The sequence below is a fragment of the Rhizobium sp. Pop5 genome (genome assembly GCF_024721175.1).
Lineage (GTDB): Bacteria > Pseudomonadota > Alphaproteobacteria > Rhizobiales > Rhizobiaceae > Rhizobium.
The window spans coordinates 1,055,139-1,079,892 of the sequence record NZ_CP099399.1; the positions used below are offsets into that span (position 1 = coordinate 1,055,139).

The following is a 24,754-nucleotide window of genomic DNA, read 5'->3' on the forward strand; positions in this document are numbered from 1 at the left end:
AGGCTCGCATGGCTTTGCAGTCCATGACCGGTTTTGCGCGGCGCGAGGGAACGAGCGGCCGCTGGCGCTGGGCATGGGAACTGCGCTCGGTCAATGGCAAGGGCCTCGACCTGCGCCTGCGCCTGCCGCCCGGCCTCGAACGCATGGAGACTGAGGTCCGCCGCCTTGCCGGAGAGAGCTTCAGCCGCGGCAACCTGCAGGCATCGCTATCCGTCACTGCCGGTGAGAATCGTTTCGAGGCGGTGCTGAACAAGGAGGCTCTCGCCGCCGTGCTTGCCATGCGCCAGCAGCTGGGCGGCGTGATCGATCCGGCGCCGCTGAAGCTCGATACGCTGCTTCTGGTGCGCGGTATCGTCGAATTTCGCGAGGGCGAGGATAGCGAAGAGGCGCTCGCCGCGCGTGACGCCGATATCGCCGCCGGTCTGCTGGCCGCCCTTTCCGATCTGAGGGCGATGCGTGAGCAGGAAGGGGCAGCGCTTGTTCGCATTCTCCTCGATCACGTCACGACGATCGAAGGGCTGACCCGGACGATCGAGATCGATCCGTCGCGCTCCCCACAGGAGATCGCCGCGCGGCTTGCCGCACAGATCGCATTGCTGATGGACGGCATGGCCGCACTCGACCGCGAAAGGCTGCACGCCGAAGCTGCGCTGCTGGCGACCAAGGCGGACCTGCGCGAGGAAATCGATCGCCTGAAGGCGCATATCGCCGCAGCGCGCGATCTCCTGGTGAAAGGTGGCCCGGCCGGCCGCCGGCTGGACTTCCTTGCACAGGAATTTAACCGCGAATCGAATACCATCTGCTCGAAGTCGAATGCCTCGGCGGTTACCGCCGCCGGCATCGAATTGAAAGTCGTGATCGACCAGTTCCGCGAGCAGGTCCAGAATTTGGAGTAGGACATGAAACCGGCGAAAATCTCGCCCGTGCAGATCGCCCGCCGCGGTCTGATGCTTGTTATTTCGTCGCCGTCAGGCGCCGGCAAGTCCACGATCGCGCGCACGCTTCTGGAGACCGACAAGCATATCGGTCTTTCCGTCAGCGTCACGACGCGCCAGCGCCGACCGAGCGAAGTCGAGGGTGTACACTACCACTTCAAGAGCGTGCGCGAGTTCGAGCGGCTGCGCGATAGCGACGCGCTGCTCGAATGGGCCGAGGTGCATGGCAATTTCTACGGCACGCCGCGCGAGCCGGTCGAGCAGGCCATGGCGGAGGGCCGCGACATGCTCTTCGATATCGATTGGCAGGGCGCCCAGCAATTGCAGGAGAAAATGTCGGCCGATGTAGTTTCGATCTTCGTGCTGCCGCCGACCATGACCGAACTCCAGTCGCGGCTTCATCGCCGTGCCGAGGATTCCGAAGAGGTCATCCAGACGCGCCTTGCCAACAGCCGCGCCGAGATCGCCCACTGGCGAGAATACGACTATGTTATCGTAAACGATGACCTCAACACTGCCTTCGACGCGGTTCAGTCGATCGTCAAGGCCGAACGCCTGCGCCGCGACCGCCGCCATGGCATGTTCGATTTCGTCCGCGAACTGCTGGAAGAGACGCCGTCGCTCTAAAGCGCGTCGCGATCTTTTAGAGCCGCTTACCGCGCTTCAGGTCTTTTGTTTTCCGCATGTCGTCGTCGCAAAACCGTCGCACACTTTTGCGCGACGTGTTTTAGAGACTGTTTGCGAGAAGGCAGAATTCCTCGACCGATAAGGTCTCGGCCCGACGCGCGGGATCGATTCCGGCGCTGACGAGCAGTTTTTCTCCGCCAAGCGATTTCAGGCTCTGGCGCAGCATCTTGCGGCGCTGACCGAAGGCGGCCTGTGTCACCTTCTCCAGGTTGGCGACAGAGCAGGGGATGGGGTTCTCGCGGGGTGTTAGATGCACCACCGTGGAGGTCACCTTCGGCGGTGGCGTAAAGGCTTGCGGCGGCACGTCGAAGGCCATGCGCGCCTGCGTCCGCCAACCGCAGAGCACCCCGAGACGGCCATAGTGGTCGTCATCTTCGCAAGCGACGATACGCTCGCCGACTTCCTTCTGGAACATCAGCGTCAGCGATTGCCAGAATGGCGGCCAGGCTTTCGGCAGCAGCCAGTTGACCAGCAGCTGCGTACCGACATTGTAAGGCAGATTGGCAATGATCTTGACCGGGCCTTCCGGCGCCAATGTCTCGAAATCGGCTTTCAGCGCGTCGCCTTCGATCACCTCCAGCCGGCCGGGATAATGATCGGCGATTTCGGCAAGCGCCGGCAGGCAGCGCGAGTCACGCTCGATGGCGATAACCTTCTTGGCGCCGAGCGCGAGGATTGCGCGCGTCAAGCCGCCGGGACCGGGGCCGACCTCGAAGATCGTGGCATCTTCGAGTGGGCCGGCCGTGCGAGCGATCTTCTGCGTGAGATTGAGGTCGAGCAGGAAGTTCTGCCCGAGCGCTTTGCGCGCATCGAGGCCGTGACGCTGGATGACGTCGCGAAGCGGCGGCAGGCCGTCAAGTGCTGCCATCAGCGGCGGCTTTCCATGGTGCGGCCGAGCTGGGCTGCGAGCTTCAGCGCCGCAACGAGGCTCTGCTCGCGCGCCAACCCCTTGCCGGCAATGCCGAAAGCGGTGCCGTGATCCGGCGAGGTGCGCACGAAGGGAAGTCCGAGAGTGACATTGACGCTATCGTCGAAACCGAGTGTCTTGGCCGGGATCAGCGCCTGATCGTGATACATGCAGACGGCGACGTCGTATCGCGCTCGCGCCTCGTCATGAAACATCGTGTCGGCGGGCAGGGGGCCAATCGCATCGATGCCTTCGTCGCGCAAGAGCTCGATCGCCGGACGGATCATAGCTTCATCCTCCTTGCCCATCGCTCCGCCTTCGCCGGCATGCGGGTTGAGGCCGGCAACGGCAAGCCGCGGCGCCTCTATGCCGAAGCGCTGCCTCAGGTCTTGATGGGCGATCCGGCAGGTTTCCATGATGAGTTCCACGGTCAGCGCCTGCGGCACGTCCCGGACCGGAATGTGAATAGTGACAGGGATAGCCTTGAGCTTCGGGCCTGCCAACATCATCACGGGCGTCACCGGCCTGCCCGTCGCCCTGGCGGCGAGATCGGCGAGAAATTCGGTATGGCCGGGAAATCGGAAGCCGGCATCGTAAAGCACGGCCTTCGAAATTGGGTTAGTTACAACAGCAAGCGCCTCGCCGCCGATCACCAGCGAGACGGCTCTTTCGATTGCCGCAATCGTACCCTTGGCTGTTGCTTCGTGCGGCTCCCCGGCCACCACCTCGATCCCGGCCGGGACCGGCATGACGGGCATCGCATCGGCAAACATGCCGGCGGCCTCACTGGCCTTGTTTGTCTCGCGGATCGATACCGCCAGATTGAGCTGGCGGGCTCTCAATGCCAATACTTCGGGGTCGCCGATCAGGAAAAATGGCGGCAACCCGAGTTCGCGCCGGCGCAGCCAAGCCATCAGGGTGATATCCGGGCCGACGCCGGCGGGATCACCCTGACTTAGTGCAAGCGGTCGCGAAAAGGGTGTCGCCATCGTCGATCAGCGGTAGGCGATCTGCGCCTTCTTGCGCAGTTCATCCAGATATTTCTTGCTGTTTTCGTTTTCCGGCGGGCCGCTCTTGTCGGCCTTGGACTTGTCGAGGTCTTCCTGGCGGAAGACCATCTCAGCCGCCTGGTCGTCGGAAACCTGACGCTGGCTGCAAATCGCCAGATATTCGACGCCCTTTTCGGTCACGCGGGTACCGGTCGTGGTGCCCTTGGCCTGTTCGACCAGCGGCTTCCAATCCGCAGGAATTTCGGGAGCGAGCATGCGGCCGAGATCACGCACAGAAACATCGCGCATCGTCGCGGCAAAAACCTTTGCCTGATCGCAGCCCGGAAATTTCGAACGCGATGCCTCGGCCTCGCTCTTGCGCTTGCCGGTGATGGCGGCGCGCTTGGCTTCAGGAACGACGAAAATGATCTGCTGCAGCATATATTCCGTCGTCACCGGCTTTTCTTTGTTGTTCTGCATCATGCGCGAGACCAGATCGTAGTTCGACATATGCGATGCCGAACCGTAGCGCGCGTTGACGAGACGCGGCCAGCTCATCTGTACGGCGATGAAAGCCTTGAAATGGTCGACCCCGACGCCGGCGCGATCCAGAATCTGTGACATCTGCTCGACGGAAAGTTTATTGCCGTTCGAAAAGCGCGCAAAAGAGGCATCGACGTCCTGCTGCGAAACCGACATGCGGACACGAGCGATTTCCTGCCGCTTGAGCGCCTCGTCGATCAACTGCTCTTCCGCAGCCTTGGCGTCCGCTTTCGTGTGCTGCAGGCGCAGGAAGGCCTGACGCTTGGCGACATCGCCGCTGGTGATGGCGGTACCGTTCACCACGGCCTTGACTTCACTTACCGCAAGCGCCGGACCGGCAAAGCCTGCCAGCAGGCTCAGCGCTGCTCCGGCGATGAAGGTTCTTATGGCTTTCTTCGCGTCAATCATTGTTGACCTCCCGATGGCGCCGCGAGACGGGTTCGCGGCGTTCTTACCACAGTGCGAGACACGCGGAAATCGCTCCCAACATGGCGCGAAACCCCTATGCCTCAGATATCGACTGGCGGCAATGTCCTGCACAGGCTTACGGCGAAACAATGACCTGAGACCATCTTTCGCCGTCCGTCATTCGAGGGTGTTGGTGCCGATCTTGATATCGCCGAGCGTGCGGAAGGTCAGCCGCGCTCCGATCGTCCAGTCGCTTGCCGACTCGTTGCCGGGGTCCCTGGTATCGGTATAGGCGATCGTGAAGATCGTGCATTCATCCTGATAGGAGATGCCGAGCGTCCGGCGGCTGATGACGTCGTTGTTCAAATCCCAGGCGATGCCGCCAAAGATCGACCAGTAATCCTTGAACTTGATGCTGCTGTTCGACTGGATCTCGTCGTTGTCTTTGTTGAAGCCATATGCCGGCTGGGCACTGACATGGGTGTAAGTCATCTGCGTGGCGAAGGTGTCGTTGCTGTAGGCCGTGGTCAGGTCGCCGCGACGGAAATCGAAATCCTTCTCGTCGAGGCGGTAGGAGTACGTCGTGGAAACGCCGAAAGGTGTCTCGATGCCGCCGAGGCCGACATAGTCGGAGCGTGCTGTTTCGAGGCCCGAATCCGCGCCGACATTGACGAGGTCGTCGGTCGCGAACGAGTTCTGGCCGGCGATCTGATAGGACTGGCCAAAGATGCCGTGCAGCTTGTAGCCGCTGTCGAACGTACCGGTATATTGGATGCCGATATTGGCGCGGGTACCCCCTTCGACACGGTCGTAGCCCGAGAATTTGTCGCGGTCGAACAGCGAGGTGGCATCGAAGACGAAGCTCTGTGCATCCTCGTTCGGCAGCCGGCCGGCAAGCTGCTCGTCCGGACGGGCATAGATCTGCGCGATCGGCTCGAGAATATGGGTGCTGTTATCCGTCGTCATGAGGATCGGATAACGCATTTCCAGCCCGGCCGTGAACATCGAGCGGGTCGCAGAATTGCTGTCGTCGTAGCCGCCGGTGTAGCCGGTAGGGTTATCCATGTTCAGCGCGAAGGCATCGCCGCGCGCCGCCAGAAGCGGCGTGATGACAAGGCCAGTCGGCGTGACATAGGTGCGCTTCCACTGCAGTTCGGCGGTCAGGCGCGAGGTCTGCCCCCTCAGGCCGCGGAAACGGTCGAAGCCGTCGACGGTATAGAAGTCGTCGTGGGTGCGGGAAATGTTCGTGAGGTTGACGTCAGCCGAAAGTTCGCCGCCCGCAAGCGGCTGCGGCGCCACATAGTGATAGTCGAGCGAGGGATAGACAATCGCCTGCTGCTTTTCGGCGGTGTTCTTCCGGTCGGCATCCTGGATGTCGAAATAGAACGCCCGCATGTCGAAATAATTGCGCTTCCCGAGACCTGTCAGATAAACCTGGTTCGTGCGATCCGTGGCGCTCAGGCCCCGGAGTTTGTAGGTTTTCGAGAAATTGTTGTCGCTCTGCATCATGACGTCCCAGCCGAACGTCCAGCGCGGATTGATCTGGAACTCGGCCTTCGAGGCCACCATGGCGCGCTGACCGGCTTCGGCATCGCTGGTGCCTGAGGTGAAATTGTCGGGCTTCGCCTGGTCTATGCCGGCAACGCGCAGGATATGCGTGCCGTTTTCGAAGCGCTGACGGAATTCACCTTCGACGAGAAAGCCCTGCGCCGTGTAGCCGGTGGCAGTGACCGTCGCGTCCATGCTCGGCGAGATGACGTAGTAATAAGGAATCGAAAGGCCGAAGCCGAGATTCTGCGACAGGCTCATCGTCGGAAAGAGAAAGCCCGACTTGCGCTTTACCGTGTTATCGGGAACCTCGATGAATGGCACGAAAGCGATCGGATAACCGAGCAGCTCGAAGCGGGCCCGTTCCAGACGAATCGTGTGTGTCACGCCGTTCTGAATCACCCGTTTGGCCTTGACCTGCCAGAAGGGCGCGCGCTTCGGATCTTCGGCGCAGGGAAGGCAGGCCGTGTAGACGCCCTTGTTGAGGATCATCTGCGTGCCGCCGACGCGCTCGCCGCTTTCGGCGGCAATACGCGTATTGTCTGATGTCTCGATACGCAACGCGTTCAGGAACCCGTCGGCGAAATTGTCGGTCACGTCAAGGTTGTCGGCATAGATCCGGTTGCCGTCGGGGCTGACCAGCTCAATATTGCCGGTGGCCATCATCCGGCCCGTCTTCTGATTATAATCGACCTTCTGCGCGACCATCTTGTAGCCGCCATAGTTGATCTGCACGCCGCCGACCGCCGACACCAGCTGGGCGTCACGATTATACAGGAGTTCGTTGGCGGAAAGCATAAGCTTGGCGCCTTCGGGGATCTTCTTCTCGAGATTTTGTTCAGGGGTAGCAACCTGGCCGTAGGAAACCGGGACGCTGCCGAAATAGGAACATAGAGTCGCACCGGCAAGCAGGGCAACCAACTGTTTACTAAAATACTTGCGGTCGCCTGCCGCCACTAGCCGTCCTCCTGATGAAGCAGAATAGTCGCGCCCAACGCCAACGCGACGACCACCGGTATCCACGTCGCCACGAAGGGAGGCACGACTCCACTGCTTCCGAATGCTTTTACAAGCACGGTGATGACATAAAGCATGAAGCCCGCGAGGATGCCACCCAGAATCACGGAGCGGGATTGGTTGAACCGGCTAAATTTTAGGGACACTGTTGCAGCAATGAGAGTCATGGCCACCAGCAGCAACGGCTGGGACAACAGGGAGTTGAATTGCGTCTCCAGTGCCTTGGTTGAAATGCCGAAGGATTTGGCCGCCGCAATGCGATTGGAAAGGTCAAAGAAACCAATTGTTTCCGGCGCCGTCAGCCGCTCCTGGACGAAATCCTGTTTCAGATTGGTGCGAAGTTGAACCGAAGCTTTACGCACAGGGATTTCGCCAGGCTTGCGCTCGACGACGTTGTTAAGTTGCCAGTAACCATCTTCCAATTTTGCGGTGGAAGCGTCCTGTCTCAGAATGACCTGGCCGCCTGAATCAAAATGGATCAGCACGGCGTCGACCAGCTTGGTCCCGTTATCCTGGATCGTCTGAGCGCCGATGATGACGTCGTCCCGGCCGCTGATCTGGCGCAGCCACGGAATCTGCGGCGCCTTGCGCAGAACCGCGTTTTCGCCGCGCCAGTCGGATTCGACGAGGAGCGCCTGGCGCTGCCCCCAGGCGGCAAGCGGATTGAGTGCCGTCATGGTCAGCACGCCGAGCACCAGCGAGCCCACGATGAACGGGAACATGAACTGCCACACCGAAACGCCGGCCGCGCGCGTTACCACAAGTTCGTATTTGCGGTTGAGCCCGATCAGCACCGTGATGCCGACGAAGAGCGCGACGAAGGGTACTGTCTGCTGCAGGATCAGCGGCAGGCGCACGGCGGTCATCAGAACGCCGCCGCCGATCGTGTAGCCGGGCAGGCCGGACATGCGGCCCGCCGTCTCGCTGAAATCGAGGAGGAATGCGATCGCCGATACGCCGATCAGGAACCAGCCCGTCGTCACCAGGTAGCGGCGAAAGAAATAACGCGACAATGTCCCGAACATCATTGGGCGGCGCCCCCGTCGGTCCCGCTGGTGGCAGCAAGCAGTCTTTCCTGCGTCCGTCTCCAGAACGATGACATGCGATCCCTGAGGAACGAAGGCATGACCAGTCGTTTGTGCATGCCGAGGAAGACGATCGAGACGATACTGCTGACGATCGGAATTGCGTAAAGGACGCCTATATATTCTGGATCGGTATCGATCTGGTTGGCCGCGTAGAAGGCCGCCCAGCGCAGAGTGAAAGCATAGGCGAGCGCGCTGACCATGGGGTGCAGCCGCGCCTCGCGATGCGAACGCGCGTCGCCGGCGATCGCCAGTGAAAACAGCGCGAAGACCACGGGCAGGATCCAGTCTGTCAGCCGCCGATGCAATTCGGCTCGGTAGGTCTGCGGTCGGATCGTATAGTCCTTGTCGTTCGGATCGGGATTGAACAGGAACCACAGGTCGCGGTCGCTGGCTTTCAGCGTCGCCTGACCGCGATTCTCCGTCATGTCCGAGAGATCGAAGGAATAGGAATCGAAATTGATGACCGAGACGTTGCCGTCGGGTGTTTTGCGATGCACCTCGCCGTCATGCATGATCAAGGTCGTGCCCGTGTCGTCGACGGCGCCTTCCTTCGCATAATAGATCAGCTCGTAGTTCGGATCGCGCTCGTCGGCGACGAACAGGCCCTTCAGCATACGCCCGGCCATCCGCTGCGAGATCTGCACATAGAGGCCTTCGTCAAGCTTGCGGAAGGTCTTCTCCTCGATCACCGACGATAAGAGGTCGGCATAGGTTTCGGCAATCATCTGGCGCACGACGGTCTTTGCGCGCGGCTCGACTACGTTGTCGACGAAAAAGGAAAAAACGCTGATGCCGGCGGCAAGCAGCAGGATCGGGCGGATCAGGATGCTGCGCCGTGCCCCGGCCGCGTCGATGACTGTGAGCTCGGAATCATTGTTCATCGTCGTCAGCGTCTGGGTGATCGCGATAACGAGGGCAAAGGGCAGAACGACGGGAATGATCGACGGCAGAATCATCGTCGCCAGTTTGGCGAACGAACCGATCGACTGGCCGCTATCGGTGACGAGGTTGATGCGTTGCAGAACCTGAGTCGTCCATATGATCGCCAGCACGGGCAGGAGCGCCACGAGAAACATCTGGCCGACGCGCCGCAATATGTATGTCTCGAGTAGTTTCATGCCGGCCCTTGAAAGCACCTGCACGCCCAAACGGCTTGCAGGAAAATCCCTCTACGCTCTTTGTCGCGCTTTTGCGACAAGCTGGTGTCAAAAATTCATTCAAATTTCAGAATTTTTTTGGCTCTGTTGCGACTCAGTTAACGCCAGCAGCGCGGCGAAGACGACGAGCGAGGAGAGCCACCCGAGCACGACGTCGGAAAGATAATGTGCGCCGAAGGATAGGCGCATTGCCGGCGTCAGGATCGAGATCGCGACGAGGGGCGGGAACAGCGCATAGCGCAGGGATTTCGGAACGAAGAGCAGAAGGCAGAAGAGCCAGCCGGCACTCGCCGCCTCGCCGGAGACGAAAGAGCAGTTCGAAACGCACTTGCCGGCAAGCGAGCCCGCCTCGGCGAAGTGCAGCGCGCCGCCGAAAATGTCGGTCTGCACCGGCCGCGGCCGGCCCCAGTGTTCCTTGAGGATGACATTGACGAGCAAGACCGGCCCGATCAGCAGCGTGCCCAAGGCGACCTTGAGCTTGCGGGCGCGCTCGGCATTGAAGGTCGCGCCGTGCTGCTGGTAGCATTCGATGAGTTTCCACGCCATGACGATCGCCACAATGTAGGGAAGGCGAAAGAAGGCGGTACGCAACAGGTCGAAAGTTGCCGAGTCGCGATATGGAAATCCGCCGCAGATGCTGCCGGGGGCGGCAGCGGCGTCGCAATCTGCCGCCACGAAAAAAAGCCGGGAAAAAAAGATGTCTATTCCGGGAAAGGCGCGGAATGCGACAAGCAAGGCCCACCACGTCCAGAACAGCAGCATGAATGCGCCGAAAGTCGTTTTCGGCAGGCGGATTGCCAGGTGCCGCCATCGATTTTTCGAAAAAACTGTCAACGCGAATATCTACGAAACTGACGAAAACATGAGGGGTCCTGATGGACGCGGGCGACCATAACAATTGTCGCAAGCCATTGACAGACCCGCCAAAGGCGAAATTATCCGTTAGGGACGGATTTCAAAGAATCCCTGCGGAGAAGATATGTCAGCAAAGTTCGAAATTTCATTCTCAAAATCGGCTAAGCTCAATGGCGGCCTGGCGATCCTGTTGAAGACGACGGATGCCGAGAGCGCTGCGGGCGTCGAAGCGGTCGACCCGGCCGGCGTGGTCGCCAGAGCCGCGAAGATCGGCCGGTTCTCCGCGAAATCCATGAGCGCGCTCGATATCGTCGCCCCGGAAGGCTCATCTGTCGAGCGCATCGTCGTCATCGGGCTTGGCAAGGCTGCCGAACTCACTGGGCACGACTGGCTGAAGGCCGGTGGTGCTGCCGCATCGAAAATCAAGAATACCGACAAGGTCGCCGTCTTTATCGACGTCGCCGGACTTGAGACGGGTGCGCGAGTAGCCGCCGATTTCGCTCTCGGCATGCTGCTGCGCGCCTATAGCTTCGATACTTACAAGACGAAGAAGGGCGACGACGAGGAGAAGCCGGCGAAGTCGGTCAAGGTGACGATCGTCACCGCCGATCCAGGCAGCGCCAGGAAGGCGTTTTCCGAGTCCGAAGCGATCGCCGACGGCGTCAATCTTGCCCGTGATCTCGTCAATGAGCCGCCGAACGTGCTCGGTCCCGTCGAGTTCGCCTCAAAGGCGAATGATCTGGAAAAGCTCGGCGTCGAAGTGGAAATCCTGACGGAGCGGGAGATGCGCCGTCTCGGCATGGGCGCCCTTCTCGGCGTCGCCCAGGGTTCCGTGCGCCCGCCGCGGCTTGCGGTCATGCAGTGGAAGGGAGCCAAGGGCAAGGATCGCCCCATCGCCTTCATCGGCAAGGGCGTCGTCTTCGATACCGGCGGCATCTCGATCAAGCCGGCGGCCGGCATGGAAGATATGAAGGGCGACATGGGCGGTGCTGCAGCCGTTACCGGCCTCATGCATGTGCTCGCCTCGCGCAAGGCGGCCGTCAACGCCGTCGGCATCATTGGCCTGGTCGAAAACATGCCCGATGGCAACGCCCAGCGTCCTGGCGATATCGTCACCTCGATGTCCGGCCAGACGATCGAGGTGATCAATACCGATGCCGAAGGCCGCCTCGTGCTCTGCGATGCGCTGTGGTACTGCAACGACCGTTTCAAGCCGCAGTTCATGATCAATCTCGCCACGCTGACCGGCGCGATCGTCGTGGCCCTCGGAAACGTGCATGCCGGCCTGTTTTCCAACGATGACCAACTCTCCGCCCAACTGACGGCAGCCGGCCTTTCCACAAACGAGAAGCTCTGGCGCATGCCGCTCGGCAAGGACTACGACAAGCTGATCGACAGCAAGTTCGCCGACATGAAGAATACTGGCGGCCGGCAGGCCGGCTCGATCACGGCGGCGCATTTCCTCAAGCGCTTCGTGCAGGACACGCCCTGGGCGCATCTCGATATCGCCGGCACGGCGATGGGCTCGCCGCAGGACGAGATCAACCAGTCCTGGGGCTCCGGCTTCGGCGTACGCCTGCTCGACGAGCTCGTTCGCGCCCACTACGAATCCTGATGACGGACGTTCTTTTCTATCATTTGACCGAAACGAAGCTGGAAGACGCGCTCCCGCCGCTCATCGACAAAAGCGTCGAGCGCGGCTGGCGCGTCGCCGTCCAGACGCGGGAGCCTGCGCGGCGCGATGCGCTCGATCAACATCTGTGGACCTTCCGCGAAGAGAGTTTCCTGCCGCACGGCACCGACGAAAGTGATTTTGCCGAGAGCCAACCGGTGCTTTTGACGGTAACGCCTGATAATGCCAATGCGGCGACCGTGCGTTTCATTGTCGACGGCGCCGAGCCGCCGCCGGTTGCCGCCTATGAGCGCATCGTCTTCATGTTCGACGGTCACGATCAGGAGCAATTGGAGGCCGCCCGTGCCCATTGGAAGAGGCTGAAAGGCGAGGGGCATAACCTCACCTACTGGCAGCAGACACCGGAAGGGCGATGGGAGAAGAAGGCCTGACGTCGATCGTCAGGCCAAACCGGCCTCGGCCAGAACCTTGTCGATGAAATCCTTCTTTGCGCCGGTATAGGCCGCGCGGCTCTCGGCAAATTTCTGCGCAAGGTCGATTTTTAGTTCTTCGTAGGCGAAGGCCAGGGCCGGGTCGTTCTGCAGCCTGTCGCGGAAGAAAATGTTCCGCCTCCAGTTGAAGCCCTGAAATTCGACCACATGGGCAAGATGTGTTCGCGTCTCGCCCACGATGCCCCGGCCGAAGAGGTGGTCGTCTGGCACGATATCCGCACCGGCATAGTCATAGCCGATCGTTTCCATCGGCCCGATGCAGGCAAGCCCATCCTCGAACCGCCGAACGCCGACCAGGATGTCGATGATCGGCTTTGCCTTGATGCCTGGAATGGCGGTGCTGCCGAAATGCTGGATATCGAGCGCCAGAGGGCCAAGCGCTTGGCGTATCCTGGTCTCCTCCAGCAGATAGGCCTCGCGCCATTTCCCGTTGGGGTCAGAAAGCCTGACCGTCAGATGCCGGACACCCAATCCAAACGATTCATCCTGCTCCTGCTGCATGGAGGCGGCCTTCAAGTGTTGGACCACGACTTTAGCATTTAGCTGGAGCGGAGGCATCTGCCGGCAAGGGCCGATCAATCGTGAAATGCCTCGACGAATTTCCGCTTGCCGAGCATGAAGGCGTCGGCGACGTGGCGCAGCGGCGCGAGGTCGACATCCGATTTGCCGGCCTTGATGATCTCGGCGAAGCGGCGATAGAGCGAGGGATATTCCTGCTCCGGCTCGGCGAATGTCAGCGTGCCGTTGACGGAAAGCTTGGCGCCACCTTCGGCAAGGACCATCTGGCCGGCTGCCGTTTCCGCAACGATATCCCAGCTCTGCTTGCCGGTCTGGCGCCAGTCGAATTCGGCATGAACCGGCAGTCCGCCGGCATCGCGGAAGTGAATGTCGGCAGCGATCGGCGCATCGCGATTCTCAGGAAATTCGAGCACGGCCTGCGTGATGAAGGCCGGCCGCGGCAGAATATGAGTGACGATCGACAGCGCGTTGATGCCGGGATCGAAAACGCCGAGGCCGCCGGCCTGCCAGATCCATTCTTGGTTCGGATGCCAGTGGCGGACATCTTCCTTCCAGATCACGTGCACGCTGTTGATCGTCGTCGAGGCCAGAAACGCCTTGGCCGCTTCGACAGCCGGCGCATAGCGCGAATGCCAGCTGGCAAAAAGCGATGCGCCCTGCTTTGCCGCAAGCGCCTCGAGATCGGCAACTTCGCTGAGCGTCGCGCCGGGCGGCTTTTCCAGGAAAACGTGCTTGCCGGCGACGAGCGCCTTATAGGCCGCCTCGTAGCGATATTGCGGCGGCATGCAGAGCGAAACAGCATCGATCGAGGGTTCGGCATCCAGCATGGCGTCGATCGTCGTATAGCTCTTGATGCCTTCGACCGTGCCGTGGCGGCTTGCCGTTGCGACGAGCTCGAAATCCGCGTTCTTGGCGATGGAGGGAAGGTGCTGGTCGCGGACGATCTTGCCGACGCCGACGATGGCGAGGTTGATAGGGGACATGGTGTTTCGCTCGAGCCTGTTTGAAAAGTATGATTTATTGAGCCTGTTTGTAGCAGAAAGAGGCGCGCCGACAAGCTCTCCTCCTCCAATTCTATTTCATTCTACCGCATGATGGTCTGGCGAAGGAAGCTGTAACCCATCGCCGCGCGGGCGGCGCGCTCTTCGGAATTTCCGTCGCCGCCGTGTCCGCCCGAGCCGAATTCATGGAAGAGCGGCCGGTGTCCCGCCTCTTCCAGCCGCGCGGCAAAGCGGCGCGCATGCGAGGGATGCACGCGGTCGTCATTTGCGGAGCTTTCGATATAGACCGGCGGGTAGGTAACGTCGGTCGCAGGCCTGACATTGTGAAGCGGCGAATAGCCGAGCATGAAGTCCCGGTCCTCCGGCATATCAGGGTCGCCATATTCGTCCATCCAGGCTTGCCCGGCGCTGAACAGGTGGAAACGGATCATGTCGAGCACTGGGACCTGGCACCAGACGGCGCCGAAATCCTGCGGATAGCGCGTCAGCATCACGCCGGTCAGCAGGCCGCCATTGCTGCCGCCCTGGCAAGCGATCCGTGACGGTACGGTGTAGCCCCGGGCGACGAGATCGCGGGCGATGGCGACGAAATCGGCAAAGGCCTTGTCTCGTCCCTGCCGCTTGGCGCTGCGGTACCAGTCGGGGCCGAATTCGCCGCCGCCGCGAATATAGGCTTGCACATAGGCGCCGCCTTGTTCGAGCCAGCGTCCCGTCACGCCGGAATAGTTCGGCGACAGCGAGACATCGAAGCCGCCATAGCCGTAAAGCAGTACCGGCAGCGCGCCCTTGGTCCAGTCTTTCGGCAGGACCAGCCGGTAGGGGACCTTCGTCCCGTCCTCGGAAACAGCCTCCAGCAGTTCGGAAGACATGCCGGTCGCATCGAAATAGCTCGGCGCTACCGTGACGAAAATCGGCCCGGCCTCTCTGCTGCGATCCGATAGCTCGAGACGGTAGCAGGCCGGAGGCTGCAGGAAGCCCTGACCAATCACGTAGAGCGTATCGTCGCCAAGGTGCAGATCCGCATGGACCGTCCTGACATGAACCGTCTGCATGTCGGCGGGCAGGGCGATCTCGCGCTGTTCGGCATCGGGTATGGTCAGGTCTAAAACAAAGAGGCGCGGCCGCAGCCGATCGGAGATGATGAAGACGCACCACTCACGCATCAGCATCATCTGCGAGACGGACTGGCCCTCGGCAGGCTGAAACAGGATCCGCTCCGGCTTGAGCAACGGCGTCTCGGAGGTGGGGTCGAAGCGTTGCAGCACGAGGCTGCCTGTGGGAACGCGCTCGTCGGTCTTTGCACGCCAAAGGCAATGGTTGTGATTGAACTGAAAATCGGCCTCTTCGGGAAGGTCGATGCGCCGCCGGGTTCCGTCATCTGCGATGAGGAACGCGCTCGCAACGCCGATCTCATGGGCGGCGCCGAAAATGCTGATCAGACCGGCAGGCGACGAAGCCCCGAATAGGGCTGGATCGATGATCAGATTGAAGCCGTAAACGTCCTCGTCCGCGGCTTCAAAAATGATGTCGGCATCTTCCGGCCGCTGGCCGCGCTTCAATCGACGCCCGACGCGCGGCCAGCCTGAACGGGTCGCCGAGAAACGATCGATTGAGCCGAAATAGCAGATCTCGTCGCGGCTCAGCCAATTGGCGTGCGATCGTACGGCGGGCAGGTCGAAGCCGCCCTCCACGATCTGCTTGCTCTCAGCGTCGAATTCGAGCAGGCGGACAAGGTCCGAGCCGCCATCCGAAAGGCTGAGCAGCACCCGCGTCGGTTCCCAGGCGCAAGTTACAACTCCACGCCAGCTCCAGCGCTTGCCTTCACTTGCGCAGAAGGCGTCGAGATCGAACACCGGCTCCCAATCCGCATCCGGCAAGGGGTTCTGCCCGGCCGGCAGACGGAACCAGACGCCGAGCGGGTTGTCCGCGGTCTGACGGAAATCGAACAGCCAACCGCCCCGGCGCGCCGGGACGATAAGTCTGTCCTGCCGCTCGATCAGCGCCTTAATCGCATCGCGATCCACGATGAACTCGGGAGTTCTGAGGGCCGTATCGGAGAGCGCGTTGCGTTCGTCGATGAACCGACGGGTGCGAGGATCATCGTCCGTTTCGAGATGAAGATTCATGTCCGACCTGCCTGGCTTCGTTGATGTGACACAGGTAGGCAGCCATCCCGGGCTTGGCAACCCGCCTTTAGCGGGTCGTCACGAAATCGGCCGAGGCGACGAGATTGCTCGGAGCCTGCGTCTTCCTGAATTTCAGCGTCACGACCTTGTAGCCTTCGCCTTCGAGTTTCGAAAGCAGCGTCGGCAGCATCGTTGCGGTGCGCTTGTGGATGTCGTGCATCAGGATGATGCCGCGGCCGCGCTTGTGCAGCAGGTTCATGGTCCGCTGCGTCACGGAGGACGGCGTCGTGGTGAAATAGTCCTTGCTGTCGATGTCGACATCCATGACCACCATGTCGCGCATGGCGATTGCGGCGCGCAGTCTGTGGCTATCGGCAAGATAGGGGAAGCGGAAGAAGGCGACATCCGTTCCGGCCGCTCTGGTCACCGCCATTTCGCCCTTCGTCACCTCGGCCATCGCTGCGTCGAAGCTCAGCGCACTCAGGTTGGCGTGCCGGTACGTGTGGCTTCCGATAGCGTTGCCGTCCATCGCCACCTTGCGGGCGAGCGCCGGGTGCAACTCGGCCATCTGGCCGACCATCATGAAGGCGCCCTTGACGCCGAACTGGTCGAGGATCGCCAGCACCTTGTCCGTCCGGCCGGGGATCGGGCCGTCGTCGAAGCTCAGAATCACTTCCTTGTCACTCAGTTTGATATCGGCGAGCGAGGAGACCTCCAGCGTCCGTCCGGCCAGGTGATGCGGTCCGGCAAGAAGCGGCGCTGCGGCATCGCCATCGCTCTTGTCGGCTGGCTTGCGTCCTTCAGGCGCAATCACCGAGGATGTCTTGATCGATGTGTCAGGAGCTTGTCTGGTCGTGCTGCAGGCGGTGAGGGCGGCCGTCAGGGCGATGCAGGACAGAACGAGGAAACGGTGCATGAAAGGGCTCAACAAATCAGTAATGAATGTTGAGGCAACCTTTCGAATTATGGTTAACGATCGGTTGAGATTGGCAGGAATTGCGCCGAAAAATGGCTGTTCGCCGCGTTTCCTCGATGTGTGTGGCTATCCTGCCATTGCTTCTTCGTATTCGGCCGACAGCATCAGCCAATCTTCCTCGGCGGCGGCGAGTTTTGCCGCGGCCTCGCCGCGCTGCTTTGCCTTCTCCGCCGCCTTGGCTGGCGTCTTTTCATAGAGAACCGGATCTGCAAGTTCCGTATCAAGCACCTGAATCTGTTTCTCCAGCTTTGCCGTCAAGGATTCGATTTCATTGATCTTTTTCCTGAGCGGCGTCAGCGAAGCGCGTTTTTCCGCATTGAGCTTGCGCTGGTCGGCCTTCGAGGTCGTGTCGTCGGCGGCTTGCGGCTTCTCGTCTTTCTTTCTGCCGGAGCTGACGATCAGGTCGCGATATTCGTTCATGTCGCCTTCGAAGGTGGTGACGGTGCCGCCGTTGACGAGCCAGAGGCGGTCGACCGTCGCCTCGATCAGATGGCGATCGTGCGAGATCAGAATGACGGCGCCGTCGTAATCGTTCAGCGCCTCGATCAGCGCCCTGCGGCTGTCGATGTCGAGATGGTTGGTCGGTTCGTCGAGGATGAGCAGGTTCGGCGCATGGAAGGCGGCGAGCCCCATCAGCAGGCGGGCCTTTTCGCCGCCGGAAAGATCCTTGGCGGCCGTTGCCATCTTCTCGGTCGCCAGCCCCATCTGCGCGACGCGGGCACGCACCTTGGCCTCCGGCTCGGCGGGCATCAGCCGGCGCACATGCTCCACCGCCGACTGTTCGGGAATGAGGTCGTCGAGCTGGTGCTGGGCGAAAAAGCCGATCTTCAGGCCCGGAGCGAGCTTGACCTCACCGCTCTCCGGCGCAAGCCGGCCGGAAATGAATTTGGCGAAGGTCGACTTGCCGTTGCCGTTCGAGCCGAGCAGGGCGATGCGGTCGTCATTGTCGATGCGCAGGCTGAGGTTCTTCAGGATCGGCTTGCCGGGCTGATAGCCGACGGCGCCGCCCTGGATTACGACGATCGGCGAGGCCGGCTGCTTCTCCGGCTCGGGGAAGGTGATCGGCTGCACGTGGTCCTCGATGACAGCCGCGACCGTTCCCATGCGCTCCAGTGCCTTGACGCGGGACTGAGCCTGCCTTGCCTTGGAAGCCTTGGCCTTGAAGCGATCGATGAAGCTCTGCAGATGTTTGCGCGCCGCCTCGTTCTTCGCCTTGGCCTTCGTCTGCAGCTCGTCGGCTTCAGCCTTCTGCCGCTCGAACTGGTCGTAATTGCCGCGGTAGAAGGTGAGCTTCTTCTGGTCGAGATGGACGATGGAATTGACCGCGTTGTTCAACAGATCGCGGTCGTGGCTGATGATGATGACCGTATGCGGATAGCGGCGGATATAATCCTCCAGCCACATCGTGCCTTCGAGGTCGAGATAGTTGGTCGGCTCGTCGAGCAGAAGCAGGTCTGGTTCGGCAAACAACACGGCAGCAAGGGCGACGCGCATGCGCCAGCCGCCCGAGAAGGAGGAGGCGGGGCGGGCTTGCGCCGCCTGGTCAAAGCCGAGGCCGGCGAGAATGCTTGCCGCGCGTGCTTCGGCCGAATGTGCGTCGATATCGACGAGGCGCATCTGGATTTCGGCGATGCGGTGCGGATCGCTTGCGGTTTCTGCTTCGGAGAGCAGCGCAGCGCGCTCCTTGTCCGCAGCAAGCACGATCTCGATCAGGGAATCCTCGGTCCCCGGCGCTTCCTGTGCCACCTGGCCGATGCGCGCGCCCTTCGGGATCGACACCGATCCGCTCTCCGCGCTGAGATCGCCTGTTATGACGCGAAACAGCGTCGACTTACCGGCGCCGTTGCGCCCGACGAGCCCCGCCTTCGTGCCCGAAGGCAGCGAGACGCTGGCATAGTCGAGAAGCAGGCGCCCGGCGATGCGGGCGGAGATGTCGGTAATCGTGATCATGGCCGGCGTTTTGGCCGAAAGCGCCGGCCAAGGCAAGAGCGCATGCTTGTCCCGCGGTAGGCCAAGCTCGTCTGGGGCTCAGCGGCCGAAAGCCTGCACCGGCTGGCGAGGATTGGACTGAGCGGCGAGAAGCGCCACGCGGGCGTTGGCCTGCAATTGTCCCGGTGTTGCCGCGTCGGCGCTGAGCGCCACGCCGGCCGAAATAGTCAACCTGCCGGGATCGGCACCGTCCGAAGTCGCAAAGACCAGATTGTCCTCGACGGACGCGCGCAGGCGCTCGGCGATCGCAATCGCATCCTGCATGCCGACGTTGGAAAACAACAGCGCGAATTCGTCGCCCTCGGTACGGGCAACGAAGTCGTTCTTCTTGATGCATTTGCGGAAGAGACCGGCGAGTTTCTTCAGGAGTTTGTTGCCGGCCTGTGTACCGTATTTGCCGTTGAGTTCGGTGAAATTGTCGATATCGACCATGATCAGCGCGCTGCCGGCCGCACCTTCTTCGCGCTCGTAGAGATCGGCCACCGTCTGGTTCAGCGCGATGCGGTTCGGAAGTCCGGTGAGCTTGTCGGTGACACCAGCCGCTTGCATGGCCGAAAAACCGCGCTCCAGCGTTTCCAGCGTCTTGATGTCTTCCTGCAGTTTAGCGCTGATTTCCATCTCCGCCGAAAGGACGGTTGCGAGCGAAGCCGTGAGATAATCGACCTCACTGATGAAGGCGGCAAGGCTCTGGTCTTCATGTCCGGAGACGGATTTCAGGATCGTGCCGCAGGCGCGTGCAAAGGCGTTCTTGTGCTTGAGACCTTCAGCAAGTCTCTCCGCAACATCGCGCAACATCCGGCTCGCCTCGTTCCTTGATGTCTCACCCGCCAGTCCACAATGGCCGACGAGGCGGTATTTCAGCCCGAGTTCGTCGAGCATCGCCTGTTGCGGCTGAGGTCCAAGCGCGGCGATATCCTGGGCAAGGCCCGGATTGAGCCCGATGATTGCTTCGTGGAAGAGTTCGTAGTTGCGTGGCAGTGCGGCAACGTTCAACCGCGCCATGTGCTGGGCGATCTTCTGGATATCCGTCATCGCAGCCCGGCGTGCGGCCTCGTTCGGTACCAGTGCGTTTGCGCTTGCATTCGGCATGACGATCCCTCGCGGCCCGATCTCATCTCTCATATTCCGCTATGACCGCAAGCCTTTAAAAGACGCTGAATTTTCAACGCAAAACGCTGGATCGGCGGGAGAACCGGCAAAGGCGGTTAATGCCGTCTTGATGGCCAGAACATGATGCCGAAGTGTGAGCGGTTTTCGGACGGCATCATGCTCCATTTTTTAGTTTAGAACTGGCCTCACATCCACTCGCGGCCCTCGCTGCGCAGGAAGTAGATGAGATCCAGCTGGAGGCTCGGCTTGCCGAGCGCCGTCAGCGTCATATGGCACTGGCCGCGATGGTGGGTCTGATGGTTGAAGAGATGCGCGAGCGCGCCTGACAGCGGCTGGGTGATCTCGATCGGCTGTGTCACCGCCACGTAGGTGAAGTTTCCGGCAAGGGTTGTCTCGTCGAGCAGGCCCGTCCAGGCGATGATACGCTCGTCCTCGGTTCTGCGCGCCGCGGCAAGCATATCCAACTCTTCATAGAGAACGGCATCGAGCGTCGCCGGCGCTTCGCCGGTACCGGTGAAGCGCTTCATCCATATGCGGTCGGCGACGAGCAGATGATTGAGCGTGCGATGCAGCGAGCCGAAGAAGGCGCCATGGTCGCTGCGGAATTCCGCGTCGCTGAGTTCGGCAGCGGCCGCATAGACCCGGGCGTTGGCCCAGCGGTTATAGGCTGCGAACATCCTGTAATGTCTGAGCATCCGGTCCCCCTTGTCGTCGCTCCATTCTAGCCCGAGTTCCCCGCAAATCGCAGTGATGTGCCCATGAAATTTCCTGATTTGATCGCCTGCAGTTTCTGTCGTGGAATGGATGAAGCTTCGATCTCGAAAGGACTGTCATGACCAGAGCCCTCTATTCCCTATGCGGCGCAGACGAGCGGCGCTTCTTTTCACCGCATTGCTGGAAGGCCGTGATGGCGCTGGCGCATAAGGGACTCGATTTCGAGGAGATTCCGACCACCTACGCCCGCATCCGAGCGATCGGCGGCGGCGTCTCCCCGACCGTGCCCGTCCTCGACGACAATGGCCGGCTGATCTCCGACAGTTTCGCGATCGCCCTCTATCTGGAGGAGGCCTATCCCGAGCGGCAGTCATTGTTCAACGGCGAGGGCGGCAAGGCGCTGTCGCGCATGGTGGAAGGTTATTCGCAGATGATCATCCACCCGGCGATCATGCGGATCGCCCTTCTCGACGTCCATGCGATCCTCGACGAGGGAGACAAGGCTTACTTCCGCGAAAGCCGTGAGATCCGCCTCGGCAAGCCGCTGGAGGTCTTTGCCGCCGACAGCGAGGCGGAGAAGGCTGCCTTCGGCGCCAAGCTGAAGCCGCTCCGGCATATGCTGAAGTTTCAGCCCTTCATCGGCGGGCAGACACCGCTCTTTGCCGACTACATCGTCTTCGGCGCGCTGCAGTGGCTGCGGGTGTCCGCGGGCCTCGCCATGCTGGCTGCCGACGATCCCGTCATCGCCTGGTTCGAACGCTGCCTCGATCTTCACCAAAGCCGCGGCCGGACTGTGACAGCGGCGTGAAATTGCCGCCGGCCTCTTGTTTTCGGGCGTTGGGGCGGGTAAAGACCGCCCACTTTTCCCGAGAAAACAGAGGATTTGACTATGGCGATTGAACGCACCTTCTCGATGATCAAGCCGGATGCAACCAAGCGCAACCTGACGGGCGCCATCACCAAGATGCTCGAAGATGCCGGCCTGCGCGTCGTCGCCTCCAAGCGCGTCTGGATGAGCCGTCGCGAAGCCGAAGGCTTCTACGCCGTTCACAAGGACCGTCCCTTCTTTGGCGAACTCGTCGAAGGCATGACCTCCGGCCCGACCGTCGTCCAGGTTCTGGAAGGCGAAGGCGCCATCCTCAAGAACCGCGAGATCATGGGCGCGACCAACCCGGCAAACGCTGACGAAGGCACGATCCGCAAGGTTCACGCTCTGTCGATCGGCGAAAATTCCGTTCACGGCTCGGATGCTCCTGAAACGGCTGCCCAGGAAATCAAGTACTGGTTCTCCGACACCGAAATCGTCGGCTGAAGCCACGCTCGGCATTCGCCGATAATGCCTTGAATTGACTCTCGAAAGCCGGGGCTACGCTCCGGCTTTTTCTATCGTTGTCATTTCTACACAGGGCATTTGTCGGTGTTCGAGAAATCGACGCTACCGTCGGGCTTGAAGACCTCAGGGTTCTTGTCATAAAGCGCACCAACGACGAGCGGCTTGCTCGGCAGCACGGTCTGGTCCAGGTCGGATCGGAACTGCGTCTTCAGTTCCTGCAGCACCTTGCCGTCCTTGTCGACCAGCCGGACGCCGACGGAGTAGGGACGGTCCTTGCGCACGCAGTGCAGGTTTTCGCTTTGCAGCGCGATCTTGTCGTCGATCGGATAGATTTTCTGGTTCAGCACCAGAGGATCGCCGCCTTGAGGGTTTTCGAATTCGGCGATGATGACCGACCCGTCGGGGATCGGGCCTGTTTTCTTCAGCGTCAGCAGATAGGTGGCGCTCGCCACGCGATAGTTGAAGACGAAGAGATGGCCGGTGACCTCGACCAGGTTTTCGGCCTGACGCTGGCAGGCGGACAGCAGAAGGCCTGTTGCTGCCGCCGCTACGATCAGATGTTTCCTCATGGCGTCTCCTCCTTCTTGCGGCGATAGTGCCGGTTCGCCTTGGCGCGGTTGCCGCAGATCGCCATGTCGCACCAGGCGCGGCTCCTGTTCTTGCTGCGATCGATGAACAGCCAGCCGCAATTGCCGCAGATCTTCATGCGCTCCGGATCAGGCATAGCGATCAGCCGGAGCACCGAATGGGCCGTCGCCGCGGCCAGGCTGCCGGGGCTTGCATGACGCAACGTCGTCGCCAGTGCCTCTAGCAATCCGGCCAGCAATCGGTCGTCGCCGCCATCAAGTATACGCTTGCGGAAATAGAGGTCGATTGCTTCTCGCAGGGCGATAAAATCTACCTCATGTTCGGCGGCTACCGGCGCGACATTGCCGAAGAGGGCGCGTTCGGCGCAGAATTCGGCGGCGGCGCTGGGAAAGCTGCGCATCTGGTCCCGGACCGCGAAACGGTCGATCCGCCGCTTGGCGTCGTGGCGCAGAACGACGCTGTTGGCGACATCGAGCGCCAGCGCGCCACCCGCAAAGCGGTGAGGGGTCCAAGAAAAGCTCATGCTGAAAATATAACTGGCTAAACGCATTTTACTAGTTATATTTTCAACGATCCGGAGTGTCTGGAATGGCCTATCTCTTGCAGCAGCTGGCGAATGCTGTTCCGCTCGCCGCTCTCTATGCCGCGCTCGCCTTCGGCTATGCGGTGGCCTTCGGCGTGACGAAACGAGCCGACATCACCTATGGGGCGATCTTCGCTTTCTCCGGCCAGATCCTGCTGCTCTTTACCGAACTCGCCTATGTCAGGTTCTGGCTGGTGTTGCCGGCGGCTCTCGCCGTCGGCGCCTGCGCCTCGATCGTTTATTCGCTGGGGGCGGGCATATGGATCGGCCGCTCGATCATGATGCCGCTGGTCAAGAAGTCACCGAACACGGTCATCGTCGCCGCCCTCGGCATGATGATCGTGCTGATGGAGACGGCGCGCCTTGCCGCCGATACCCGGGCCATCTGGCTGCCGCCGTTCCTGAACGACGTAGTGGTCTTCTGGAGCGACGGCCCGTTCAAGGTGACACTCACCCATATCCAGCTGATCGATACGGCGCTGATGTGCGCCATCGTCGCGATCGGCGCGCTGATCCTGAGGCGCACGGCCTGGGGCCGCATCTGGCGCGCCGTCACCGATGATCCGCTCGCCGCCGAGCTCTGCGGCACCAGTTCCAATCGCGTCTTTCTCGTCGCTTATGCGGCAGCTAGCCTCGTCGCCACGATCTGCGGCATCCTCGCGACCTTCTATTACGGCTCGATGGATTTCGGCGCCGGCCTGATGTTCGGGCTGAAGGTGCTGCTGATCGCCGCTGTCGGCGGCTATTCCGATCCGCTGCGTTCGGCGGGTGGCGCCGCCGGCCTTGCCGTCGTCGAAACGCTGTGGGGCGCCTACGGACCCTTCATATGGCGGGATCTCGTTATCTTCTCGCTGCTCGTGCTACTGCTGGTCATGAGCCGCCGTGAGCGTGTGGTTCTTTAGCTTACTTCCATTTGTCGCGCGCCGCGTCGTCGGCGTCTCTCGCCGCGACCCAGTCGCCGGCGGCGCCGTCCTTGCCGTGCTCCTTCTTCCAGAAGGGAGCCGCAGTCTTCAGGAAATCCATGACGAAATTGGCGCCATCGAACGCCGCCTGCCGGTGCGGCGCGGCCGCGATGACGAGCACGATGTTGTCGCCGGCTGCGATCTTCCCGTAGCGATGGATGGCGGTCAGACCGAGAAGGCCAAAGCGCTCGATGGCGAGTTCGCCGATACGGGTCATCTCGGCTTCGGCCATGCCGGGATAATGCTCGAGTTCGAGGGCTGCAAGCGTGCCACCCTCATCGCGGCAGAGGCCGGTGAAGGTGACGATGGCGCCGATGCCGGGCTTGCCCTTGGAGAGCAGGTCGACCTCGGCCTGCAGGTCGAAGTCTTCGCGCTGGACGCGAATGGTGGGGGTGATGGTCATGATAACATCGCCAATTGTTTTGATGCCGTGGCGGAGGCTATAGCGAGGGCGTGCCCTGCTACCTCCCCTCTGCCCTGCCGGACATATCCCCCACAAGGAGGGAGATTACGGGCGGCTTGACCACCGCGCCCATCTACAGCTTTGCCGGGCTGCGTGGTTGATTGGTTGGGGAGGTTCGTGCTTCCAGCCAAT

The 24,754-nt window shown here is 61.3% G+C and carries 24 protein-coding genes; 7 read left to right on the plus strand and 17 right to left on the minus strand.

Annotated features, from left to right (window positions below; all coding sequences use genetic code 11):
- Positions 1–8 precede the first annotated feature (8 nt).
- Positions 9–896 (plus strand): YicC/YloC family endoribonuclease, encoded by an 888-nt coding sequence (locus NE852_RS07355; protein ID WP_008522341.1) that lies wholly within the window; start codon positions 9–11, stop codon positions 894–896.
- Positions 897–899: 3 nt separating this feature from the next.
- Positions 900–1,562: a guanylate kinase gene (gene gmk, locus NE852_RS07360; RefSeq protein WP_008522339.1), complete on the plus strand. Its 663-nt coding sequence runs from the start codon at positions 900–902 to the stop codon at positions 1,560–1,562.
- 100 nt (positions 1,563–1,662) lie between these two features.
- Here the strand turns inward: gmk and rsmA are convergent, their stop codons facing one another.
- The 7 genes from rsmA to NE852_RS07395 all read right to left on the minus strand — a co-directional run bounded on the left by rsmA (position 1,663) and on the right by NE852_RS07395 (position 10,113).
- Positions 1,663–2,490 (minus strand): 16S rRNA (adenine(1518)-N(6)/adenine(1519)-N(6))-dimethyltransferase RsmA, encoded by an 828-nt coding sequence (rsmA, locus tag NE852_RS07365; protein WP_008522337.1) that lies wholly within the window; start codon positions 2,488–2,490, stop codon positions 1,663–1,665.
- Positions 2,490–3,518 (minus strand): 4-hydroxythreonine-4-phosphate dehydrogenase PdxA, encoded by a 1,029-nt coding sequence (gene pdxA, locus NE852_RS07370; RefSeq protein ID WP_258156351.1) that lies wholly within the window; start codon positions 3,516–3,518, stop codon positions 2,490–2,492. Before pdxA ends, rsmA begins: the two co-directional genes overlap by 1 nt.
- A 6-nt stretch (positions 3,519–3,524) precedes the next feature.
- Entirely contained in the window at positions 3,525–4,469 is a 945-nt protein-coding gene (locus NE852_RS07375) for a peptidylprolyl isomerase (protein ID WP_258156352.1), read from the minus strand.
- Positions 4,470–4,646: 177 nt separating this feature from the next.
- Positions 4,647–6,974, minus strand: a complete 2,328-nt coding sequence (locus tag NE852_RS07380) for an LPS-assembly protein LptD (protein ID WP_008522322.1) — start codon at positions 6,972–6,974, stop codon at positions 4,647–4,649.
- Positions 6,974–8,062 carry an LPS export ABC transporter permease LptG gene (gene lptG / locus NE852_RS07385; protein WP_008522320.1) on the minus strand — a complete coding sequence of 363 codons (1,089 nt, stop codon included), beginning with the start codon at positions 8,060–8,062 and terminating at the stop codon, positions 6,974–6,976. Before lptG ends, NE852_RS07380 begins: the two co-directional genes overlap by 1 nt.
- On the minus strand, positions 8,059–9,240 hold the full coding sequence (gene lptF / locus NE852_RS07390) for an LPS export ABC transporter permease LptF (RefSeq protein WP_008522318.1): 1,182 nt from the start codon (positions 9,238–9,240) through the stop codon (positions 8,059–8,061). Before lptF ends, lptG begins: the two co-directional genes overlap by 4 nt.
- Before the next feature lie 99 nt (positions 9,241–9,339).
- Entirely contained in the window at positions 9,340–10,113 is a 774-nt protein-coding gene (locus NE852_RS07395; protein WP_008522316.1) for a phosphatase PAP2 family protein, read from the minus strand.
- A 145-nt stretch (positions 10,114–10,258) separates the two neighbouring features.
- On the opposite strand from NE852_RS07395, the gene NE852_RS07400 reads away from it, so the two are divergent.
- Both NE852_RS07400 and NE852_RS07405 read left to right on the plus strand, forming a co-directional pair.
- Positions 10,259–11,749 (plus strand): leucyl aminopeptidase, encoded by a 1,491-nt coding sequence (locus NE852_RS07400; protein WP_008522314.1) that lies wholly within the window; start codon positions 10,259–10,261, stop codon positions 11,747–11,749.
- The gene (locus tag NE852_RS07405) at positions 11,749–12,198 is read left to right on the plus strand and encodes a DNA polymerase III subunit chi (RefSeq protein WP_008522312.1); all 450 of its coding nucleotides are present in this window, start codon (positions 11,749–11,751) and stop codon (positions 12,196–12,198) included. Before NE852_RS07400 ends, NE852_RS07405 begins: the two co-directional genes overlap by 1 nt.
- A 9-nt stretch (positions 12,199–12,207) precedes the next feature.
- Here NE852_RS07405 and NE852_RS07410 read toward each other — a convergent pair whose 3' ends face one another.
- The 7 genes from NE852_RS07410 to NE852_RS07440 all read right to left on the minus strand — a co-directional run bounded on the left by NE852_RS07410 (position 12,208) and on the right by NE852_RS07440 (position 20,674).
- Positions 12,208–12,759 (minus strand): GrpB family protein, encoded by a 552-nt coding sequence (locus NE852_RS07410; RefSeq protein ID WP_008522310.1) that lies wholly within the window; start codon positions 12,757–12,759, stop codon positions 12,208–12,210.
- Positions 12,760–12,833: 74 nt separating this feature from the next.
- Positions 12,834–13,760 (minus strand): Gfo/Idh/MocA family protein, encoded by a 927-nt coding sequence (locus NE852_RS07415; protein ID WP_258156353.1) that lies wholly within the window; start codon positions 13,758–13,760, stop codon positions 12,834–12,836.
- Between the two features lie 101 nt (positions 13,761–13,861).
- Entirely contained in the window at positions 13,862–15,904 is a 2,043-nt protein-coding gene (locus NE852_RS07420; protein WP_008522306.1) for a prolyl oligopeptidase family serine peptidase, read from the minus strand.
- A 67-nt stretch (positions 15,905–15,971) separates the two neighbouring features.
- Entirely contained in the window at positions 15,972–16,820 is an 849-nt protein-coding gene (locus NE852_RS07425; protein ID WP_008522304.1) for a polysaccharide deacetylase family protein, read from the minus strand.
- Positions 16,821–16,946: 126 nt separating this feature from the next.
- Positions 16,947–18,830 carry an ABC-F family ATP-binding cassette domain-containing protein gene (locus NE852_RS07430; protein WP_258156354.1) on the minus strand — a complete coding sequence of 628 codons (1,884 nt, stop codon included), beginning with the start codon at positions 18,828–18,830 and terminating at the stop codon, positions 16,947–16,949.
- 78 nt (positions 18,831–18,908) lie between these two features.
- Positions 18,909–19,958 (minus strand): GGDEF domain-containing protein, encoded by a 1,050-nt coding sequence (locus tag NE852_RS07435; RefSeq protein ID WP_008522292.1) that lies wholly within the window; start codon positions 19,956–19,958, stop codon positions 18,909–18,911.
- 206 nt (positions 19,959–20,164) lie between these two features.
- Positions 20,165–20,674 carry a DinB family protein gene (locus tag NE852_RS07440; RefSeq protein ID WP_008522291.1) on the minus strand — a complete coding sequence of 170 codons (510 nt, stop codon included), beginning with the start codon at positions 20,672–20,674 and terminating at the stop codon, positions 20,165–20,167.
- Between the two features lie 137 nt (positions 20,675–20,811).
- Here NE852_RS07440 and NE852_RS07445 point away from each other — a divergent pair, with 137 nt between their 5' ends.
- Positions 20,812–21,501, plus strand: coding sequence for a glutathione S-transferase family protein (locus NE852_RS07445; protein WP_037170572.1), 690 nt, complete (start codon positions 20,812–20,814; stop codon positions 21,499–21,501).
- Between the two features lie 81 nt (positions 21,502–21,582).
- On the plus strand, positions 21,583–22,005 hold the full coding sequence (gene ndk, locus NE852_RS07450) for a nucleoside-diphosphate kinase (RefSeq protein ID WP_004680549.1): 423 nt from the start codon (positions 21,583–21,585) through the stop codon (positions 22,003–22,005).
- Between the two features lie 86 nt (positions 22,006–22,091).
- Here the strand turns inward: ndk and NE852_RS07455 are convergent, their stop codons facing one another.
- Both NE852_RS07455 and NE852_RS07460 read right to left on the minus strand, forming a co-directional pair.
- A complete protein-coding gene (locus NE852_RS07455) occupies positions 22,092–22,595 on the minus strand; it encodes a hypothetical protein (protein WP_008522281.1) in 504 nt (167 codons plus the stop codon).
- Complete coding sequence (locus NE852_RS07460) at positions 22,592–23,137, minus strand: CGNR zinc finger domain-containing protein (protein WP_008522279.1); 546 nt, start codon at positions 23,135–23,137, stop codon at positions 22,592–22,594. Before NE852_RS07460 ends, NE852_RS07455 begins: the two co-directional genes overlap by 4 nt.
- A 65-nt stretch (positions 23,138–23,202) precedes the next feature.
- Here NE852_RS07460 and NE852_RS07465 point away from each other — a divergent pair, with 65 nt between their 5' ends.
- On the plus strand, positions 23,203–24,099 hold the full coding sequence (locus NE852_RS07465) for a branched-chain amino acid ABC transporter permease (protein WP_008522277.1): 897 nt from the start codon (positions 23,203–23,205) through the stop codon (positions 24,097–24,099).
- 1 nt (position 24,100) lies between these two features.
- Here the strand turns inward: NE852_RS07465 and NE852_RS07470 are convergent, their stop codons facing one another.
- A complete protein-coding gene (locus NE852_RS07470; RefSeq protein WP_008522275.1) occupies positions 24,101–24,562 on the minus strand; it encodes a molybdenum cofactor biosynthesis protein MoaE in 462 nt (153 codons plus the stop codon).
- Positions 24,563–24,754 lie beyond the last annotated feature (192 nt).

Coding starts and splice junctions, on each gene's coding strand:
- NE852_RS07455 (WP_008522281.1), bottom strand. CDS start 22,595: ATGAGGAAACATCTGATCGTAGCGGCGGCAGCAACAGGCCTTCTGCTG.
- NE852_RS07425 (WP_008522304.1), bottom strand. CDS start 16,820: ATGCACCGTTTCCTCGTTCTGTCCTGCATCGCCCTGACGGCCGCCCTC.
- ndk (WP_004680549.1), top strand. CDS start 21,583: ATGGCGATTGAACGCACCTTCTCGATGATCAAGCCGGATGCAACCAAG.
- lptF (WP_008522318.1), bottom strand. CDS start 9,240: ATGAAACTACTCGAGACATACATATTGCGGCGCGTCGGCCAGATGTTT.
- NE852_RS07470 (WP_008522275.1), bottom strand. CDS start 24,562: ATGACCATCACCCCCACCATTCGCGTCCAGCGCGAAGACTTCGACCTG.
- NE852_RS07465 (WP_008522277.1), top strand. CDS start 23,203: ATGGCCTATCTCTTGCAGCAGCTGGCGAATGCTGTTCCGCTCGCCGCT.
- rsmA (WP_008522337.1), bottom strand. CDS start 2,490: ATGGCAGCACTTGACGGCCTGCCGCCGCTTCGCGACGTCATCCAGCGT.
- NE852_RS07400 (WP_008522314.1), top strand. CDS start 10,259: ATGTCAGCAAAGTTCGAAATTTCATTCTCAAAATCGGCTAAGCTCAAT.
- NE852_RS07415 (WP_258156353.1), bottom strand. CDS start 13,760: ATGTCCCCTATCAACCTCGCCATCGTCGGCGTCGGCAAGATCGTCCGC.
- gmk (WP_008522339.1), top strand. CDS start 900: ATGAAACCGGCGAAAATCTCGCCCGTGCAGATCGCCCGCCGCGGTCTG.
- NE852_RS07420 (WP_008522306.1), bottom strand. CDS start 15,904: ATGAATCTTCATCTCGAAACGGACGATGATCCTCGCACCCGTCGGTTC.
- NE852_RS07410 (WP_008522310.1), bottom strand. CDS start 12,759: ATGCAGCAGGAGCAGGATGAATCGTTTGGATTGGGTGTCCGGCATCTG.
- pdxA (WP_258156351.1), bottom strand. CDS start 3,518: ATGGCGACACCCTTTTCGCGACCGCTTGCACTAAGTCAGGGTGATCCC.
- NE852_RS07355 (WP_008522341.1), top strand. CDS start 9: ATGGCTTTGCAGTCCATGACCGGTTTTGCGCGGCGCGAGGGAACGAGC.
- NE852_RS07445 (WP_037170572.1), top strand. CDS start 20,812: ATGACCAGAGCCCTCTATTCCCTATGCGGCGCAGACGAGCGGCGCTTC.
- NE852_RS07430 (WP_258156354.1), bottom strand. CDS start 18,830: ATGATCACGATTACCGACATCTCCGCCCGCATCGCCGGGCGCCTGCTT.
- NE852_RS07405 (WP_008522312.1), top strand. CDS start 11,749: ATGACGGACGTTCTTTTCTATCATTTGACCGAAACGAAGCTGGAAGAC.
- NE852_RS07375 (WP_258156352.1), bottom strand. CDS start 4,469: ATGATTGACGCGAAGAAAGCCATAAGAACCTTCATCGCCGGAGCAGCG.
- NE852_RS07440 (WP_008522291.1), bottom strand. CDS start 20,674: ATGCTCAGACATTACAGGATGTTCGCAGCCTATAACCGCTGGGCCAAC.
- NE852_RS07460 (WP_008522279.1), bottom strand. CDS start 23,137: ATGAGCTTTTCTTGGACCCCTCACCGCTTTGCGGGTGGCGCGCTGGCG.
- lptG (WP_008522320.1), bottom strand. CDS start 8,062: ATGATGTTCGGGACATTGTCGCGTTATTTCTTTCGCCGCTACCTGGTG.
- NE852_RS07435 (WP_008522292.1), bottom strand. CDS start 19,958: ATGCCGAATGCAAGCGCAAACGCACTGGTACCGAACGAGGCCGCACGC.